Genomic DNA, 16,570 nt, shown 5'->3' on the forward strand with positions numbered 1-16,570 from the left:
TGAAGGAACCACCCGTCCGGTGACGATAGCCAAGAGGTCCCACCCGTTCCCATGCCGAACACGGAAGTTAAGCTCTTGTGCGCTGATGATAATTGGGGGGCGACCCCCTGTGAAAGTAGGACGCTGCCGGGCACCCATAAGCATCTTTCCCCATTTAGATAATGTGGGAAGATGCTTTTTTTGTTATACTTTAGGAACATTTCTTTTTTTACATTATCTGCCGGCTGCTGAAGGCCGGTTTACATAAAGGAGCCTGGTTCTATGACACTATCCCCTGTGTATTCTCCTATTGGTGATCAGGGCATTCGGATTCTTCTGGATACGTCCATCTCTGAGAAAACGCACGTATTGATACAGTCTTTTATGAAGCAGCTCAAAGAGCATCCCCCTTATGGGATCATCGAAGCGGTGCCTTCTTATGGAGCAATTACGGTATACTATGACTCTTCTCTTACTACATACAATCAGCTTCTTCCTGCATTGGATGCTTATGTGAAAAAAGCAGGAGCCGGCTCGTTTAAACAGGCGCAGATCTATTTTATTCCGGTCTGTTATGAAGAACCATATGCCCCCGACATGGAAAAAGTGATCAAGCATACCGGCCTGAACCGCAAACGGCTTATTTCAATGCATACGAAACCGGATTACCGTATTTTCATGATGGGATTTACGCCGGGCTTTCCGTATCTTGGCGGAATGGATGAACGTTTGGCCGTGCCGAGGCTCGACACCCCCCGCTCTCTCGTCAAAGCCGGTTCCGTTGGGATTGCGAACCAGCAGACGGGGATTTATTCGATTACGAGTCCGGGAGGATGGAACATTATCGGACGGTCGCCGATTTCCTTGTTTAATAAGGAAACAGACCCGCCTATTCTACTGCAGGCCGGGGATTTTCTGAATTTTTATGAAATATCGGCCACTGACTATAAAACCATTAAAGAACAGGTCAAACAGAAGACATATACGATTCGTGTTAAAGCCAAACGTGTCTAACGTAAGGTAAAGAGGGGAGGAAAAGCGATGCCGGACATATTATGCAAAGTAGAAAAACCGGGACTGTTGACGACGATTCAGGATCTCGGCCGCTATGGGTACCAGGACCGAGGCGTTGCGCCTGCGGGAGCGATGGATGTGTATTCCTTAATGATCGGCAACCTGCTTGTCGGCAATGAAGAAGACACGCCGGGCCTGGAAATTACGATTATGGGGCCAAAGCTCGTGTTCCAAACAGAGGCGGTCATCGCCCTGACAGGAGCGGATCTCCATGCTGCCTGTAATGGGAAGCCCGTGCCTCAATGGAAAAGCTTTCGTGTACATAAAGGAGATGTGCTTTCTTTTAAAGGCCATAAAAATGGCTCCCGAGCCTATTTGACGGTAGAAGGCGGATTTGATGGAGAGCAGTTTCTAGGCAGCTATTCCACGTACTTAAAAGCGAAAATCGGCGGGATCGAAGGCCGAGCTCTTTTTAAAAATGACATACTGTACTATCATGCCGACCGCGCCAACGGCCGGACCGGAAGAAGTATTTCCCCCAAGCGGCAGCCGGTGTATCTGGATGAACAGGTGCTCCGGGTAATTGAAGGCCCTGATGCAGAAGCGTTTACTCCTGGATCCGTAGAATTGTTTTACCGGCAGGGCTATACCGTCACAAAAGACGCGGACCGGATGGGCTGCCGCCTGGAAGGCGAGACCTTATCCCACGTTGAATCGGCTGATATTTTGTCGGAGGCCTCCTCTTTTGGAACGATACAGGTACCAGCAGGGGGACAGCCTATTATTTTGATGGCGGACCGGCAGACAACCGGCGGCTATACGAGAATTGCGACGGTTATTTCGGCGGATCTGCCGAAAGCAGCCCAGCTTTATCCGGGCCAGAGGGTTCGTTTTAAAAAGGTGTCTTTGGAAAATGCCAATCAGGTAAAGAAAAAGAAAACCTCGTTTATTAAAAGTATTAAATTTGCAGCAAACTATCAATGACAAGCGAAAGGCTGAGATATAATTATGGCACCTTATTTCAATACAAAAGCGGTTCATTTCCAGAAAAATGACGGCGAAAAAAATGTAAGTAAAGCAAAACCGATCTATCAGACGTCCGCGTTTACGTTCCAGGACCTTGATGATATGGAACAGTATTTTTCCGGTGAAAAAGAGCACCTGTACACGCGGTACAGCAATCCCAACTCCGATGATCTCGGCCACGGTACGGCAGAGCTTGAGGAAGCACCGGCCGGCCTGGCCACATCTTCAGGGATGTCAGCGATTCTCGCAGGGGTACTTGCCACTGTAAAACCCGGGGAGCATATGATTGTGCCGCTCGATCTGTACGGCGGAACGTATCAGCTCTTTCAGACCGAGCTTCAGGAGTGGGGAATTGAGGTCAGCGTGATCGACTTTAGAGACCTTGCCAATGTGGAACAGGCTATTCAGCCCAATACCGTGCTGCTTTATGCTGAATCGGTGACCAATCCGCTTCTGCGCATGGAGGACATTGCCGGACTGGTCGCTATGGCTTCAAAAAGAGAGCAGATGCGGGTAATGATTGATAACACGTTTCCCACGCCTTATCTTCTGAAACCTTATACGCTTGGGGCGGACCTTGTGGTGCACAGTGCCACGAAGTATATCGGCGGCCATAGTGACGTGAGCGCCGGGGTGCTGACCGGCGGAACCGAGCTGATCGGGAAAGCGAAAAAACGCATGATCTCGATGGGCTCCAATTTAAGTCCGTTTGAAAGCTGGCTGGCCTGCCGCGGCCTGAAAACGCTGGGACTGCGGATGCAGAGCCAGTCCGATAATGCCGCCCGCCTGGCCGAATGGTTCCAGGAAAGCGGAAGTGCCGACCAGGTCTTTTATCCAAAAGGATTATCGGAGCACGGCAACGGCGCAATGGTCAGCGTCAACCTGTCCGAGGCGTATGACATTAAGACCTTTTTTGCTTCCCTGCAGTGGATTAAAATTATGCCATCGCTTGCCGGAGTGGAAACGACGGTCTCTTACCCGGTTAACACGTCACACCGCACCGTTCCGGAAGAAATTCGTTCGGCTCTCGGTATCAGCGTTCAGACGGTCCGGATCTCTGTCGGGATTGAAGACAGCCGGGATATTATTGCGGCCTTTTCCAAAGCACTCGAAGCAGCAAAAAAATAACGTCAAAGAAGCTGTCGCAAAAAGGACAGCTTCTTTTTTTATATGCGATTTCCTTAAAATCAGCCTGATTTAATACCGGCTCCGCAAAGAGGAATAACCACTTGTTCCCCCGGCGTTCTGCTGTATTGAAGGTAGCCGGCGTAGTTGACAGCGGAAGTGATTTCTACATAAAACCCTTTTCTGCTGAGATACTCCCTGGCCTCTACAATCTCGTCTTCTTCCACTGTTATAAAGGTTCCGTTTGTGTCAGCCACCGCCTCTATAATCTGTTTGGCTCGTGCCGGTGCGGCGATGGCAATCCCTTCGGCTGCTGTGCTCCGGTGTGGTACCGGGACGGTGGTGGATTGGTAAGCGGCGGCAAGCGGCGCACAGTTTGCTGCCTGAATGGCTGCGATCTTTGGTAGTTTACCAATTAACCCGTTGGCCAGTAATTCTTTAAATCCATAGTATGCCCCTAATAACAACGTGCCGTTTCCCACGGGAATAAGCAATGTATCGGGAGCGCCGCCTAACTCTTCATATATCTCGTAAGCGTATGTTTTTGTTCCTTCAAAAAAATAGGGGTTGTATACGTGGCTGGCATAAAAAACACCATCAGTTTCTACTGCCAGCTGGGCAGCGGCGGCAACCTCCTCCCGTGTTCCATGAATTTGTTTGATGACGGCGCCGTGGGCCTGAATCTGGGCGATTTTTTTCGGGGACGTCTGATCACTTACGAACACTTCGCAGTCTATCGAGCATCGGGCCGCATACGCTGCAATGGATGTACCGGCATTTCCGCTGCTGTCAGCAATCACTTTGGACACGCCTAATTCTTTCGCCCTGGTGATCAGAACGGACGCACCGCGGTCTTTAAAAGACAGGGTAGGCATCATGTAATCGACTTTCACATACGTATCAGGTTCAGATGTATCCAGCACAATTAAAGGGGTCTGGCCTTCTCCCATCGTTACGCATTCCCATGCTTTCGAGTCTTTTGCAAACGGCATGGTCTGCCTATACCGCCATAAAGTACGCGGCTGCTCGTCCCAGGATTTTGTATCTATCAAAGGATGATCTTTATGTAGATCCAACACGCCTCCGCACGTGCATTTCCATATCATAGAAGCTGCCGCATATGTTTTTCTGCAGATGGAGCAAATGTATTTTTCCATACTTTCATTCCTTTCTTTATATAAAACCTGAAAGGAACTGCCCCGTAGGGGACAGTTCCTTTGTTTTGTTCCCTTATGATGATGATTTGTTAATGTAGTTCAGCATGTTCTGAAAGACACTGATATTGTCTGTTAGTATTAGCACAGGTAGAAATATAAACGTCATAAGCAGCATTACATTCGCCAGCAGAAAAGCAGACAATGATCGGCCGACATTCACCAGAATCCCTCCTTTATCGCATCCTCATAGGCAACAGCAGGCATCTTTCTTTCTATTTATAGTATTTATAATATTGTAACATTTCTGACAATAAATTAATACAAAAAATTTTAAAATAAGGGTTGCGGTGTGAATCATTGCGTGGTATATTATTATACGTGGCGTTGAGAGACACACCACATAAAAAATAATAAGTACGGTGGCGAAAGCGAAAAGGCCACACCCGTTCCCATGCCGAACACGGAAGTTAAGCTTTTCAGCGCTGATGATAATTGGGGGGCGACCCCCTGTGAAAGTAGGACGTTGCCGTGCTTGTTAATTTTTTACCATATCGCGGGATAGAGCAGTCTGGTAGCTCGTCGGGCTCATAACCCGGAGGTCGGAGGTTCAAATCCTCCTCCCGCAACCAATTATTTTACCATTCAAGCCGATAAGGGCTTTTTTTTATGCGCAAAATGAAGAATACCTTCGTTTTCTTGCGCTTTTTATAGAATAAGGTAAACTAAAAGAATAACGAATAGACCGAGAAAATAGATGGGTGATAGCATGCCAAAAGACGAATTTGAATGGATAAAACAGCACACGCCTGCCCATTCCCACCAAACGCGACTTGAAGAAGGAATAGGAGACGACGCTGCGATTTACAAAGCGTCTTCTTTTTTTGATGAAGTCATTTGTGTGGATACAATGATTGAAGGCATTCATTTCAAAAAAGAGACGATGGCTCCTTATGACGTTGGCTACAAAGCACTGGCCGCTAACATAAGCGACCTGGCGGCGATGGGGGCAGAACCTTCCTTTTATATTGTATCAATTGCGATTCCTCCTCACTGGGAGGATGAAGAGCTCTCCGGACTCTATAAAGGCATGGCAGCACTCGGTGACCGGTACAAGATGGATTTAATCGGAGGGGATACAGTGTCCTCAGCGCACGAACTGATGGTGTCGATCACTGTCATCGGACGCGTTGAAACCGGACGCCGGCTGCTGCGGCGCAATGCAGCGGCAGGAGATGTAATTTTTCTAACCGGTCCTGTCGGCCGTTCAGCTTCCGGCTTAAAGCTGCTGTTGGAAACAGGGAGACACGCTTCTTTTTCTTCTATAGAACAGACGCTTCTTTCCTATCACCAGCGGCCGGAGCCGCAGGTGGAAATGGGCCGGCTCGCCGCCTCCATGAAAGCGAGAATCGCGCTCAATGATATCAGCGACGGCCTGGCAAGCGAAAGCTTTGAAATAGCGGAGGCGAGCGGCATCCAGATGCACCTGGAGCAGGATCTGGTGCCTGTGCCGGATGAGTTTGCCGGGTACGACCCGGGGGACTACTGGAAGTGGATGCTCTACGGCGGAGAAGACTTTGAACTGCTTGGCACGATCGAAGCCGGATGCTGGGACGATTTCCGGCAGCGGGCCGAAGCCCTGGGGCTGACAGTAACCGCAGTCGGACGTGTGGAAGCGGGAACACCCGGGGTCTGGCTTCATGACGAGAAGCAGGCAGTCCCCCTAGAAAAAAAGGGGTATAATCACTTCAGTGGAAAAGAAGGGCAGGGATAACAATGGCAGCCTTTCAAATAACGACAGTCTCTCCCGACGATACGATGAAGCGGGCCGAAGAGATTGGTCGACTGGCCCGGGCAGGTGACGTGATCACGCTGTCCGGCGATTTAGGCACAGGGAAAACCCATTTTGCCAAAGGACTGGCAGTCGGTCTCGGTGTGACGGGCAATGTAAATAGTCCGACCTATACGATTATGAAAGAATATATGGGGCGTCTTCCTTTTTATCACCTGGACGTGTACCGGCTTGAAGAGGAAAGCGAAGAGCTCGGCCTGGAAGAGTACATTGAAGGAGAGGGCGTCTCGCTGATTGAGTGGCCGGAGCGGATTGAAGGCTGGCTGGACGCCCCGGATCGGCTGCAGGTTACAATCGAGTATGCCGGAGATGACAAACGTATTATACATTTTTCAGCGGAAAGCGGAAGCTGGCTGAATTGGATAGAGGAGCGTAAGGCAGAATGAATATATTGTCTTTTACGACAACCACATCAACGATGAGTGCCTCCGTTTCGGTTAACGGAAGAACGGTTGGAGAGTATACGACTTTTTTAAAGCAGACCCATTCCCAGCGGCTGATGCCGGCGATTGATTCCCTTCTGAAGGAAACCGGGATAAAGGCCGGGGACCTGGATGCAATCGCAGCAGCCAAAGGACCCGGTTCTTATACCGGGGTGCGGATTGCAGTAACGACAGCCAAAACGCTTGCCTGGTCGCTGCAGATTCCGGTGTACGGTATTTCGAGTCTGCATCTGCTTGCTGAACAGGCGAAACTGTTCAGCGGATGGATCGTGCCGTTTATTGATGCAAGAAGAGATCACGTCTACACCGGCATATATTTTTCCGAAAACGGCGTGTGCCGCCGGGTAGAGCCGGACGGCGTACTTGATGTGCCGGCCTGGCTTGAGAAGCTGGAGGCGCTGGAGGGACCGGTGCTGTTAATTGGGGAAGAAGCGGACAAACATAAAGACCGGGTGCTTGCTGCCCGCGCGGATGTTCAGTTTGCTTCAGCCGAACAGGCTGTGCCGCATGCCTCCTCTTTGGCCGCAGCAGCGGCACAGCACGAGGAGCTTGCTGTGCACGCCCATGAGCTCGTACCGGAATATGCCCAGCTGGCAGAAGCAGAGAAAAAATGGCTGGAGGCAGGAGGCGGCAGCCGGCCATGATAGAGAAACAGACGACGGTCCGCCTCATGACCGCAGACGACGTCAACGGCGTTTATAAGGTAGAAGTAGATGCTTTTTCCGTCCCGTGGACAAAAGAAGCGTTTGAAAATGAAGTGCTGTTAAATCAATTTGCCTATTATCTGGTAGCGGAATACGAGGGTGAGATTGTAGGATACTGCGGTGTCTGGATCATCATGGACGAAGCCCATATTACAAATATAGCGGTTCATCAATCGAAAAGAGGACTTGGCATAGGCGATGCACTGATGCGGCACGTGCTGGAGCTGTCCCTGACCTATGGGGCGCTTACGATGACGCTTGAAGTACGCACAAGCAACCACCTCGCCCAGAATCTGTACCGGAAATACGGATTCGAAGCGGGCGGGATCCGCAAAAATTATTACACCGATAATCAGGAGGACGCGCTGGTTATGTGGGTGAACCTGAAGGAGCGGTACTGGCAATGATAAAAGAAGATGTAGTCATCCTTGCTATTGAAACGAGCTGTGATGAAACCGCAGCCTCGGTTGTGAAAAATGGCAGCGAAATTATTTCCAGCGTCGTTGCCTCGCAGATGGACAGTCATAAGCGGTTTGGCGGAGTTGTGCCGGAAATAGCCTCACGCCACCATACGGAAATCATTACGCAGGTGATGGAGCAGGCGATGCTGGAAGCCGAGCTTCCTTTTTCCCAGCTGACAGCGATTGCGGTCACGGAAGGTCCGGGACTTGTCGGTGCCCTGCTTGTCGGAATCAGTGCGGCCAAGGCGGCGGCGTTTGCCCACGGCCTGCCGCTGATCCCGGTTCATCATATCGCAGGCCATATTCAGGCAGCAGAACTGGTTAAGCCGATTCTTTATCCGGCGATGGCACTCGTTGTCTCAGGAGGCCATACAGAGCTCGTCTACATGAAAGAGCCGGGCCACATGGAAGTAATCGGAGAGACACGGGATGATGCCGCAGGGGAAGCTTATGACAAAGTAGCGCGCACGTTAGGCCTTCCTTACCCGGGAGGTCCGCACCTGGAACGGCTCGCTGCAACAGGAGAGCCGACGGTAAAGCTTCCGATTGCCTGGCTCGAATCAGATTCGTATGATTTCAGCTTCAGTGGGCTGAAGTCATCGGTCATTAACACAAAGCACAATGCAGAACAGCGCGGCACCCCATTTAACGCAGCCGACGTGGCGGCGAGTTTCCAGCAGAGTGTGGTAGAAGTGCTCGTGGAAAAAACAAAGCGCGCCGCCTTGGCGTATGACGTCAAACAGGTGATTACCGCAGGCGGCGTGGCTGCCAATAAAGGCCTGCGCGCCGCAATCAAAGAAACATTCGCCGGCTCGGACATCGACTGGACGATACCACCGATTGAACTGTGCACGGATAACGCCGCGATGATCGGAGCGGCCGCTTATATAGAATGGAACAAACAGAACCTTGCCGATTGGGATCTGAACGGAAAACCCGGTCTTGCTTTAACATAAGCAGACCGGGCTTTTTTTTATGACGTTTTTGCTTTTCTACGGCTGCGCACAGCCTGCCAGAGCGGCACGGCAAATGCGAGCATTGCGACAGCGAGAAGGCTGACTGCGATCGGGCGCGTGAAGAAAATCGATAAGTCGTTGTTGGCGATCGTCATGGACTGACGGAATGAATTTTCCATCATCCCGCCGAGAATAAAGGCGAGAATCAGCGGAGCGGCCGGGAAAGAGAACAGTCTCATGAAATACCCGAGCACGCCAAACGCAAGCAGCATGTAAAGATCAAACGTATTAAAGCTGATGGAGTACACGCCGATCATGCTGAACATAATGACTAAAGAAATCAGAAGCGGCCTTGGAATGGCAAGCACCTTCGCAATATAGGGAATCAGCGGCAGGTTCAATACGAGCAGAAAGATATTGCCGACGTACATGCTGATAATTACGCCCCAGAACAATTCCGGACGGTCGGTAATGAGAAGCGGACCGGGCTGGACGTCGAGAACGAGCAGGGCGCCAAGCAGTACGGCGGTCGTACCGGAGCCTGGAATACCGAGGCTGAGAAGCGGAACGAACGCACCGCTTGTAGCCGCGTTATTTGCCGTTTCCGGAGCTGCGATGCCTTTTACAGCACCTTTGCCCCATTCTTCCGGATTCTTCGAAATTTTCTTTTCCGTAATGTAGCCGATAAACGAAGCGATGGTGGCACCGGCGCCGGGAAGCACGCCTAGTATAAATCCAAGAAAAGACTGCCGTGTCATCGGGCCGGCCATTTCTTTGTAGTCGCTTTTGGATAACTTCAGGCTGCCGATGTTTTCGTTGCCTTTTAATTTGTCTTTCCGGTTAATAATCAGGTTGCAGATCTCGGCTAAAGCGAACAGGCCGAGTGCGACGACGAGAAAATCAATGCCTTCAAGCAGATTCGGATTATTAAAGGTAAAGCGCGCCGTGCCGGTCTGGCTGTCAATGCCGATCGTGACGGCCATAATGCCGACAACAGCAGCAATCAGTGCTTTTACGGTCGAACCGTCCGACAGGCTCGATATAGCGGTCAGACCTAAAATCATCAGTGCAAAGTACTCCGGCGGTCCAAACACAATGGCCACACTGGAGAGAATCGGTGCGAAAAGCATTAACAGAACGACGCTGATGGTGCCGCCGGTAAATGAGGCAATGGCGGCAATGGCCAGGGCTTTTCCAGCCTGCCCTTTCTGGGCCATGGGGTAGCCGTCAAAAGAAGTGGCTACCGTCCCGGCAATTCCGGGAGCGTTCAGGAGGATGGAAGAGGTTGATCCCCCGAATACGGCTCCGTAATACACACCTGCCATCAGGACGAGCGCAATGGTCGGGTCCATGCTGTACGTTAAGGGAATCATAATGGCGATGGCGCTGATAGGACCGAGACCCGGCATCATTCCGATAAAGGTTCCGGCCAGTACGCCGAGAAATACAAACATAATACCTTCTACACTAAGAGCGAGCTGAAGCCCGCTTAATATACCTTCAAAATTACCCATGCTGCATGCTCCTTTCTAAATAGGCAGAATCCCGGAAGGAAGGGAGATACCCAGTAGTTGTGTAAAGATGAGATACAGCGTAACGGGAAACAGCACGGCCACAATCGCGTTGGTGACATGCTTTTTGTATCCGAGAAACCGGCTGCACAGAAAAATAAAAATAATAGAAACGAGAATAAATCCGAGTATTTCCAGAAAAAAGATATACACAAGAATCATGAGAAACGTGCCGATCAGCATGAATACATCATTTTTGGGGATGTTGCGTTTTTCTTTCTGTTCCGGTGTTTCACTATCCGGCATGAAAAATAAAATCAAGCTGAGCACAATCAGCAGAATCCCCAGCGCTTTAGGAAGCGTATCGGAATCAATAATCGAATTCATAAAACTGGGAAGCTGAAATGCCAGGTACAAATAGTAGGCGGCAATCGCCATCAGGACAAGGCTGACTTTCCGGTGCGGTGCTTTCAGCATAAGATGCTCTCCTTTCGTATAGAAAAGAAAAGGTGCCGGCTTTCAGCAGGACACCTTTTCTGCCTGTGCTTTATTTACTCCTGGTTGTAAAGGCCGACGTCATCAAGCAGTTCCTGCATGGAAGCACTCTCTTCTTCAAGAAAAGCTCCGTACTCTTCACTGTTCATGTATGCTTCTTCCCAGCCATACTTATCGCGGGTATCCGCCCAGAACTCGGAGTCGTTCAGCTCCTGGAATTTCTCTTCGTAGTACGCGACCTGCTCGTCTGTCATGTTCGGCGGGCCGAAGAATCCTCTCCAGTTCACGAACGTTTCATCGATTCCCTGCTCAACAGCAGTCGGAAAGTCTTCAATCACGTCTCCGCTCATCCGCTCTTCGGCAGTGATACCAAGCACACGGATTTCGCCTGCGCGAACCTGCTCAATGGTTTCGGTAACGCCGGTGGAGTACACGTCCGCATTTCCGTTTAAGAGGTTTGTCATCGTGCTGCCATCCTGAGCCGATACGTATTTAACGGATTTTGGATCAACGCCTGCGGCCGCAGCAATTTTAACAAACTGCATGTGGTCCATACTGCCCGGCGAGGACTCGCCGATAACGGTAATGCCTTCCGGATCATCTTTCATATCTTCAAATAGTTCATTTAAATCTTCCCATTCAGCATCATCGCGTACGGCAAACGCGCCGTAATCGGAAATCATGTTCGCAAGCGGCGTAAAGTCTTCGTAGCCGACATCGGACTGACCGTTCAGCGGAATCAGCAGAAGGGGAGGAGAGGCCACAAACAAGTGATGCGGATTTTCGCTTTTCCCTTGAATATAGGACCAGCCGACCGAACCGCCGCCGCCTTCTTTGTTTACAACACCCATGCCTTCATCGAGAATGCCCTCTGTTTCAAAACCTTCTGCAGCCATCCGTGCGGTTGTGTCCCAGCCGCCGCCCGCACCGGATGGAGCTACCATTTCAATGGACTGTTCCGGCTCCCAGCCGCCGCCTTCCCCGCCGGATGATTCGCTGCCTGAGCCACAGGCCGATAACGTGACGGCAGAGACAAGTCCAAAAGCTGCTAATTTCATATGTTTCAAAATAATGACCCCCTTTGATTGAATAGCCTAAGCATAAAGAAAACGATTACAAATGTAACCGTTTACAAAATAAGTTCTATTAAAAACAAAAGCGGGGGTTTTGTTCATTTTGTGCACAAAAAAAAGAGCTACCGGCTGAAGTACCGGCGCTCCGGGCGGCCGACAATGCCGTAAATCGGCTTTGCCTCGCCTTTATTAACTGAAATCAAAAATTCCAAATACCGTCTGGCTGTCGTCCGGGAAGCCCCAAGGTGTTTTCCCATTTCTTCGGCGGTGATCCCTTCGGCCATTTCTGTCAGGCGCTCCTGGACGGTGCGGAGCGTCAGTGCATCAATGCCTTTTGGCAGCGGCTCTTCGCCGTAAATGTAAGCGGGAGCAGGGGTTTCCGGCGGTACCGGGGCCGTACCGCTGTACCATTCATCGATTTCTTTCTGTGACATTTCGGGAACGCCGGAGACGCTGTGATGAAACGTTTTGTATCTCTGCAGCGTTTCCTGCAGGCGGTCGAGGGAGCCCGGTTTAATAATGTAGTCAAACACGCCGTAGCGGAATGCTTTTTTTATATGTTCAGTGTTCGTGGAGGCTGAAATAATAATCACGTCCACCTCCGGATATTCCCCGCGGATCGTATGAAGCAGGTCGACTCCCATGCTGTCCGGCATATATACATCAAGCAGAAGAAGCTTAATATCATAAGTGCGGAGCAGATCAAGCAATTCAGCGGCGCTGGCGGCTTTCGCCCGGCATTCAAAGCCTTCGAGGCCGTCAACGATTTCCTGGTGAATCTGGGCAATGCGAAAATCATCTTCTGCAATGGCGGTCATAATCATGAGATGTCCTCCTTTTTCTCAGTGTGCTGGTGTTTAGGGATATAGACGGAAAAAACGGTGCCGTCTTCTTCACTGGATGTATACTCCAGCATGCCGTGCAGTTCATGAACGGTATGCTGGATCACGGACAGGCCGTAGCCGCGTTTTTTCGCCCCGGATTTCGTGGAAACGCCTTTTTCCAGGAGTTTCTCGAACGAATCGGCGAGTCCGGGACCGTTATCGCTGATTTCGAATATGATGTCGTTGCCGATATCGGTGACAAAAAAGCGGACTTCCGGCTTCGTACTGTGCTGTCCGGCCGCTTCGAGCGCGTTGTCGATCAGGTTTCCGAGTACGGAGACCATTTGTACTTTGCCGATGGAAGAGGGAAGCACGTCGAGCTGGCTGTCTTCTTCCACACGGAAAACCACTTTCATTTCAGAGGCGCGGCCGCTTTTCCCGGATAAAATAGCCTGGATGGTCGGATCGAGAATCTGACCGAATACGACAGAGGCCTGCTGCTTTTGCAAGTTCGTCTCCTCATCGATCATCTGCAGGGCCTCGCGGTTTTTGCCGAGATGCAGGTAGCCGGACAGGGCATAGAGTTTGTTCATAAATTCATGGTTCTGGGAGCGCAGGTCGTCGGAGTAGCGCTGGATGTCAGAGAGGGTGTTGGCCATCTGCATCATTTCCGTTTTGTCGCGGAAGCTGGAGACGACGCCGGCGATTACTCCTTTTTTATAAATGGGCTCCCGGTTAACAATCAAAGTGGTGTCTTCGAGCTGTATCTCCTGGTTGTATTCCGGCTCCAGGCTCTCGAGCACCCGCTCCATATTCGAAGCGGGGAGAAGCTCCCTGATATGCCGCCCTTCGACTGTGCCGTAAACGCCAAGCATGGCAGCGGCCGACTGGTTCATCAGTGTGACGCGGCCCTCGGTATCAATGGCAATAATGCCTTCCCGGATGGCTTTTAAAATCCCGTCACGCTCCGAGTACATGTTGGCAATCTGATAGGGCTCGAGGCCGTACATATCCTTTTTGATGCTGCGGGAAAGCATAATGCTGCCGATCACCCCGCAGGCCACAGCCAGAAGAGCGATGCCGGCTAAAAGAGCAATCCGCCGGAAGACAGCGGCCTGCAGATCTTCGATTAAGAAGCCAACGGAAATAATGCCGATAATATTGCCATTCTGGTCGCGGACCGGCGTTTTTCCGCGAAGCGACGGCCCCCGGGTACCGGTGGCTCTGGAAATATAGGCCTCACCCTCCAGCAGCGCCCGATCGTTGTCGCCGCCGACCATGCTTTCGCCAATCTGCCACTCGTCCGGGTGGGCATAGCGGATGCCTTCGGTGTTGCCGATCACGACAAATTCCGCACCAGACTGTTCGCGGATTTCTTCGGCATAGGGTTGCAGCACCTCGGAGGGATCCTCCGCAGAAAAAGCATCCCGCACGACAGGGGATGCTGCTACATACGTTGCGGTGCTGAGTGCTTTATCGCCGAGCGTGCTTTCGATATCATGCATTTCCATAAAGGCATAGCTTCCGGACAAAAGAATTGTAACAAAGGCAATAATGCCGGATACCAGGAAAATGATTTTCGTCCGAATTGTTATTTTCACAGCAACTTCCCCTTTTAAATCGCTTACATTTTCTTAAGAATACGGGGAAATGGGGATAACGTCAAGCAGCTTCGGGAAAAGCAGGGACGTCTGTTGATAAGTCTTCTTTAAATATTCAGAAAAACAGCGAAAAGTACTGATATAAAAGGATTTAACCTGTTGATTACAAATCTGTTGATAACTCGGTAAATTTGTGGATAACCATGTGAAGGCTGGATAGAAAGCCGGGGAATATGTGTACAACTCTGTGGATAGTGTGTATAAGTATGAATTTCGAAAAAAGAACCGCTTGACAGCGAAATTAATCCTGCAAGCGGCATGCCTATTATTTTGTATTCCGGTAAAAGGTTACTCGTCCTCCTGCAGCATTTCCCATTCGTCCATCTGCTGGTCGAGGGTCGTTTTCAGCTTCTGGGAAGACGCCTGGATGGAAGCGGCTTTTTCATGGTCACTGTACACATCGGGCTCCAGAAGCTGCTGCTCGTGTGCTTCGATCTCGGATTCGATCTCTGCAATGGAAGCTTCAATCGTTTCAATCTGGCGCAGGCGGCGGCGTTCGTGTTTCTTCGCCTCTTTGTCCTGCTGAAAGCTGTTCTTGATTTCGGGCGCACCGACTGCGGCGGGAGTCGTCTCAGCCGCTTCTTCACGGCGTATCGCTTCGCGCTCCTTTTCATCCTCGACGCGGGCAATAAAGTAATCGTAATCGCCGATGTAGTCGCGGAGGCCGCCCGGGGACAGTTCCACAATCCGGGTTGCCATCCGGTTCAGGAAGTAGCGGTCGTGGGAAACGAAGACGAGCGTTCCCGGATAGTCAATCAGCGCGCTTTCGAGCACTTCCTTGCTGTCGAGATCGAGGTGGTTGGTCGGCTCATCAAATAACAGAACGTTTGGCTTCTGCATCATCAGCTTGGCCAGAGCGAGCCGGGCTTTTTCGCCGCCGCTCAGGTCGTACACCTTTTTCATTACGTCCTCCTGGGTAAACAGGAAGTTGCCGAGGACGGTGCGGATCTCTTTTTCCACCGTCTGGGGATAGTCATCCCATAGTTCATGAAGCACGTCTTTATTTGTGTTTAAGTCCGCCTGTTCCTGGTCATAGTAGCCGATTTTCACTTTGCTCCCGAGGCGGATCGTGCCGCCCTGCAGGGGAAGGTCTCCTTTCAGGGCTTTTAAGAGCGTGGATTTGCCGACGCCGTTCTGGCCGATGAGGGCTACGCTTTCGCCTTTTTTTACGTTCAGGCTTAAGTTTTTAATGATCGGTTCCGCTCCCGGGTAGCCGATGGTGACGTTATCGATCATCAGTACGTCGTTGCCGCTTTCTTTATCAATGGCAAAAGAAAATGAAGCTGATTTGCGGTCACCGTCCGGACGTCCGGCACGATCCATTTTTTCCAGCTTTTTGCGGCGGCTCTGCGCCCGTTTGGTGGTGGAGGCGCGGGCAATATTGCGCTGCACGAAGTCTTCGAGCTCCGCAATTTCCTTTTGCTGTTTTTCAAAGGTTTTCAGCTCCTGCTCATAGCGGAGCGCTTTTTCATCTATATAGTAGCTGTAGTTGCCCTGGTATAAAGAAGCTTTGTTCCAGGCAATCTCATACACCTTCTGGACAATTTTATCGAGAAAATAGCGGTCATGGGAAACGATCAGGACCGCGCCGTCATAGCCGGACAAATACTGCTCGAGCCAGCGGAGCGTATCAATATCCAGGTGGTTGGTCGGCTCGTCGAGAATCAAAAGCGCCGGTTTGGAGAGCAGCAGCTTGGCAAGAGCCAGACGGGTTTTCTGCCCGCCGCTCAATACGTTAATCGGGGTCTCGTAGTCAAAGGCCCCGAAGCGGAGCCCGGAAAGAATCCCGCGGATGTCGGCTTCAAACTGATAGCCGCCGCGTTCTTTAAAGGTGTGCTGCATGGAGTCATATTCGCTCAGCACCTTTTCGTAGGCGGCCGGCTGTTCGAGAAGGGAGGGGTCCGACATTTTTTCTTCAAGTCCGCGGAGGTCTTTTTCCATTTTGCGGAGTGCGGTAAATACCGTCAGCATTTCTTCCCAGATCGAGCGGTCGGTGTCGAGTCCGCTGTGCTGGTCGAGATAGCCGATCGATACGTCTTTTGGAACGACGACCTGGCCGGAATCACTTGGCAGCTCTCCGGTAATGATTTTTAAAAGCGTGGATTTCCCGGCGCCGTTTCGGCCGATCAGGGCCACGCGTTCCTTGGCTTTTATGTCCATTTTTATATTTTGCAGAATCGTGTCTGCACCAAATGACTTTGTTATATCTATACACTGCAGTACGATCATTAAGAACCATCCTTTTATACAAGTCTCATCTTTTAGTTTAGCGTATTTCGCGGGAAAAGGCGA

Annotated in this window: 16 protein-coding genes, 1 tRNA gene and 2 rRNA genes; 11 read left to right on the forward strand and 8 right to left on the reverse strand. The window is 50.9% G+C overall.

What is annotated here, in order from left to right; translation table 11 throughout:
* Nucleotides 1-15 precede the first annotated feature (15 nt).
* The 4 genes from rrf (AC5W2J_RS14105) (at nt 16) to AC5W2J_RS14120 (ending at nt 3,147) form a co-directional block, all read left to right on the forward strand.
* Nucleotides 16-132: ribosomal RNA gene (rrf, locus tag AC5W2J_RS14105) — 5S ribosomal RNA — on the forward strand.
* A gap of 129 nt (nt 133-261) precedes the next feature.
* Nucleotides 262-993: a 5-oxoprolinase subunit PxpB gene (pxpB, locus tag AC5W2J_RS14110; RefSeq protein ID WP_496060104.1), complete on the forward strand. Its 732-nt coding sequence runs from the start codon at nt 262-264 to the stop codon at nt 991-993.
* Nucleotides 994-1,020: 27 nt separating this feature from the next.
* Nucleotides 1,021-1,977, forward strand: a complete 957-nt coding sequence (locus AC5W2J_RS14115; RefSeq protein WP_496060105.1) for a 5-oxoprolinase subunit C family protein — start codon at nt 1,021-1,023, stop codon at nt 1,975-1,977.
* A 24-nt stretch (nt 1,978-2,001) separates the two neighbouring features.
* Entirely contained in the window at nt 2,002-3,147 is a 1,146-nt protein-coding gene (locus AC5W2J_RS14120; RefSeq protein WP_496060106.1) for a trans-sulfuration enzyme family protein, read from the forward strand.
* 59 nt (nt 3,148-3,206) lie between these two features.
* On the opposite strand, the gene AC5W2J_RS14125 is transcribed toward AC5W2J_RS14120, so the two are convergent.
* Nucleotides 3,207-4,301 carry a threonine synthase gene (locus AC5W2J_RS14125; protein ID WP_496060107.1) on the reverse strand — a complete coding sequence of 365 codons (1,095 nt, stop codon included), beginning with the start codon at nt 4,299-4,301 and terminating at the stop codon, nt 3,207-3,209.
* 73 nt (nt 4,302-4,374) lie between these two features.
* The gene (locus AC5W2J_RS14130) at nt 4,375-4,521 is read right to left on the reverse strand and encodes a hypothetical protein (protein WP_496060108.1); all 147 of its coding nucleotides are present in this window, start codon (nt 4,519-4,521) and stop codon (nt 4,375-4,377) included.
* Nucleotides 4,522-4,716: 195 nt separating this feature from the next.
* On the opposite strand from AC5W2J_RS14130, the gene rrf (AC5W2J_RS14135) reads away from it, so the two are divergent.
* From rrf (AC5W2J_RS14135) to tsaD, 7 genes are all read left to right on the forward strand, one after another.
* A 5S ribosomal RNA gene (gene rrf, locus AC5W2J_RS14135) occupies nt 4,717-4,833 on the forward strand.
* A gap of 20 nt (nt 4,834-4,853) precedes the next feature.
* A tRNA-Met gene (locus tag AC5W2J_RS14140) sits at nt 4,854-4,930 on the forward strand.
* A 137-nt stretch (nt 4,931-5,067) separates the two neighbouring features.
* Nucleotides 5,068-6,072 (forward strand): thiamine-phosphate kinase, encoded by a 1,005-nt coding sequence (gene thiL / locus AC5W2J_RS14145; RefSeq protein WP_496060109.1) that lies wholly within the window; start codon nt 5,068-5,070, stop codon nt 6,070-6,072.
* Between the two features lie 2 nt (nt 6,073-6,074).
* Entirely contained in the window at nt 6,075-6,536 is a 462-nt protein-coding gene (gene tsaE, locus AC5W2J_RS14150) for a tRNA (adenosine(37)-N6)-threonylcarbamoyltransferase complex ATPase subunit type 1 TsaE (protein WP_496060110.1), read from the forward strand.
* Nucleotides 6,533-7,237, forward strand: a complete 705-nt coding sequence (gene tsaB, locus AC5W2J_RS14155; RefSeq protein ID WP_496060111.1) for a tRNA (adenosine(37)-N6)-threonylcarbamoyltransferase complex dimerization subunit type 1 TsaB — start codon at nt 6,533-6,535, stop codon at nt 7,235-7,237. Before tsaE ends, tsaB begins: the two co-directional genes overlap by 4 nt.
* A complete protein-coding gene (gene rimI / locus AC5W2J_RS14160; RefSeq protein WP_496060112.1) occupies nt 7,234-7,704 on the forward strand; it encodes a ribosomal protein S18-alanine N-acetyltransferase in 471 nt (156 codons plus the stop codon). The genes tsaB and rimI overlap by 4 nt, the downstream gene beginning before the upstream one ends.
* Entirely contained in the window at nt 7,701-8,714 is a 1,014-nt protein-coding gene (tsaD, locus tag AC5W2J_RS14165) for a tRNA (adenosine(37)-N6)-threonylcarbamoyltransferase complex transferase subunit TsaD (RefSeq protein WP_496060483.1), read from the forward strand. Before rimI ends, tsaD begins: the two co-directional genes overlap by 4 nt.
* A gap of 17 nt (nt 8,715-8,731) precedes the next feature.
* Here the strand turns inward: tsaD and AC5W2J_RS14170 are convergent, their stop codons facing one another.
* From AC5W2J_RS14170 to AC5W2J_RS14195, 6 genes are all read right to left on the reverse strand, one after another.
* Complete coding sequence (locus AC5W2J_RS14170) at nt 8,732-10,228, reverse strand: tripartite tricarboxylate transporter permease (RefSeq protein WP_496060113.1); 1,497 nt, start codon at nt 10,226-10,228, stop codon at nt 8,732-8,734.
* 15 nt (nt 10,229-10,243) lie between these two features.
* Nucleotides 10,244-10,702 (reverse strand): tripartite tricarboxylate transporter TctB family protein, encoded by a 459-nt coding sequence (locus AC5W2J_RS14175; RefSeq protein ID WP_496060114.1) that lies wholly within the window; start codon nt 10,700-10,702, stop codon nt 10,244-10,246.
* Nucleotides 10,703-10,776: 74 nt separating this feature from the next.
* Nucleotides 10,777-11,778: a tripartite tricarboxylate transporter substrate binding protein gene (locus tag AC5W2J_RS14180; RefSeq protein ID WP_496060484.1), complete on the reverse strand. Its 1,002-nt coding sequence runs from the start codon at nt 11,776-11,778 to the stop codon at nt 10,777-10,779.
* Between the two features lie 137 nt (nt 11,779-11,915).
* Nucleotides 11,916-12,617, reverse strand: coding sequence for a response regulator (locus AC5W2J_RS14185; protein ID WP_496060115.1), 702 nt, complete (start codon nt 12,615-12,617; stop codon nt 11,916-11,918).
* Nucleotides 12,614-14,218, reverse strand: coding sequence for an ATP-binding protein (locus tag AC5W2J_RS14190; RefSeq protein WP_496060116.1), 1,605 nt, complete (start codon nt 14,216-14,218; stop codon nt 12,614-12,616). Before AC5W2J_RS14190 ends, AC5W2J_RS14185 begins: the two co-directional genes overlap by 4 nt.
* Nucleotides 14,219-14,566: 348 nt before the next feature.
* Entirely contained in the window at nt 14,567-16,507 is a 1,941-nt protein-coding gene (locus tag AC5W2J_RS14195; protein WP_496060117.1) for an ABC-F family ATP-binding cassette domain-containing protein, read from the reverse strand.
* Nucleotides 16,508-16,570 lie beyond the last annotated feature (63 nt).

This window comes from Sinobaca sp. SA16-1, assembly GCF_059510515.1.

Coding starts and splice junctions, on each gene's coding strand:
- AC5W2J_RS14115 (WP_496060105.1), top strand. CDS start 1,021: ATGCCGGACATATTATGCAAAGTAGAAAAACCGGGACTGTTGACGACG.
- thiL (WP_496060109.1), top strand. CDS start 5,068: ATGCCAAAAGACGAATTTGAATGGATAAAACAGCACACGCCTGCCCAT.
- pxpB (WP_496060104.1), top strand. CDS start 262: ATGACACTATCCCCTGTGTATTCTCCTATTGGTGATCAGGGCATTCGG.
- AC5W2J_RS14175 (WP_496060114.1), bottom strand. CDS start 10,702: ATGCTGAAAGCACCGCACCGGAAAGTCAGCCTTGTCCTGATGGCGATT.
- AC5W2J_RS14170 (WP_496060113.1), bottom strand. CDS start 10,228: ATGGGTAATTTTGAAGGTATATTAAGCGGGCTTCAGCTCGCTCTTAGT.
- AC5W2J_RS14195 (WP_496060117.1), bottom strand. CDS start 16,507: ATGATCGTACTGCAGTGTATAGATATAACAAAGTCATTTGGTGCAGAC.
- rimI (WP_496060112.1), top strand. CDS start 7,234: ATGATAGAGAAACAGACGACGGTCCGCCTCATGACCGCAGACGACGTC.
- tsaB (WP_496060111.1), top strand. CDS start 6,533: ATGAATATATTGTCTTTTACGACAACCACATCAACGATGAGTGCCTCC.
- tsaD (WP_496060483.1), top strand. CDS start 7,701: ATGATAAAAGAAGATGTAGTCATCCTTGCTATTGAAACGAGCTGTGAT.
- AC5W2J_RS14180 (WP_496060484.1), bottom strand. CDS start 11,778: ATGAAATTAGCAGCTTTTGGACTTGTCTCTGCCGTCACGTTATCGGCC.
- tsaE (WP_496060110.1), top strand. CDS start 6,075: ATGGCAGCCTTTCAAATAACGACAGTCTCTCCCGACGATACGATGAAG.
- AC5W2J_RS14120 (WP_496060106.1), top strand. CDS start 2,002: ATGGCACCTTATTTCAATACAAAAGCGGTTCATTTCCAGAAAAATGAC.
- AC5W2J_RS14185 (WP_496060115.1), bottom strand. CDS start 12,617: ATGATTATGACCGCCATTGCAGAAGATGATTTTCGCATTGCCCAGATT.
- AC5W2J_RS14125 (WP_496060107.1), bottom strand. CDS start 4,301: ATGGAAAAATACATTTGCTCCATCTGCAGAAAAACATATGCGGCAGCT.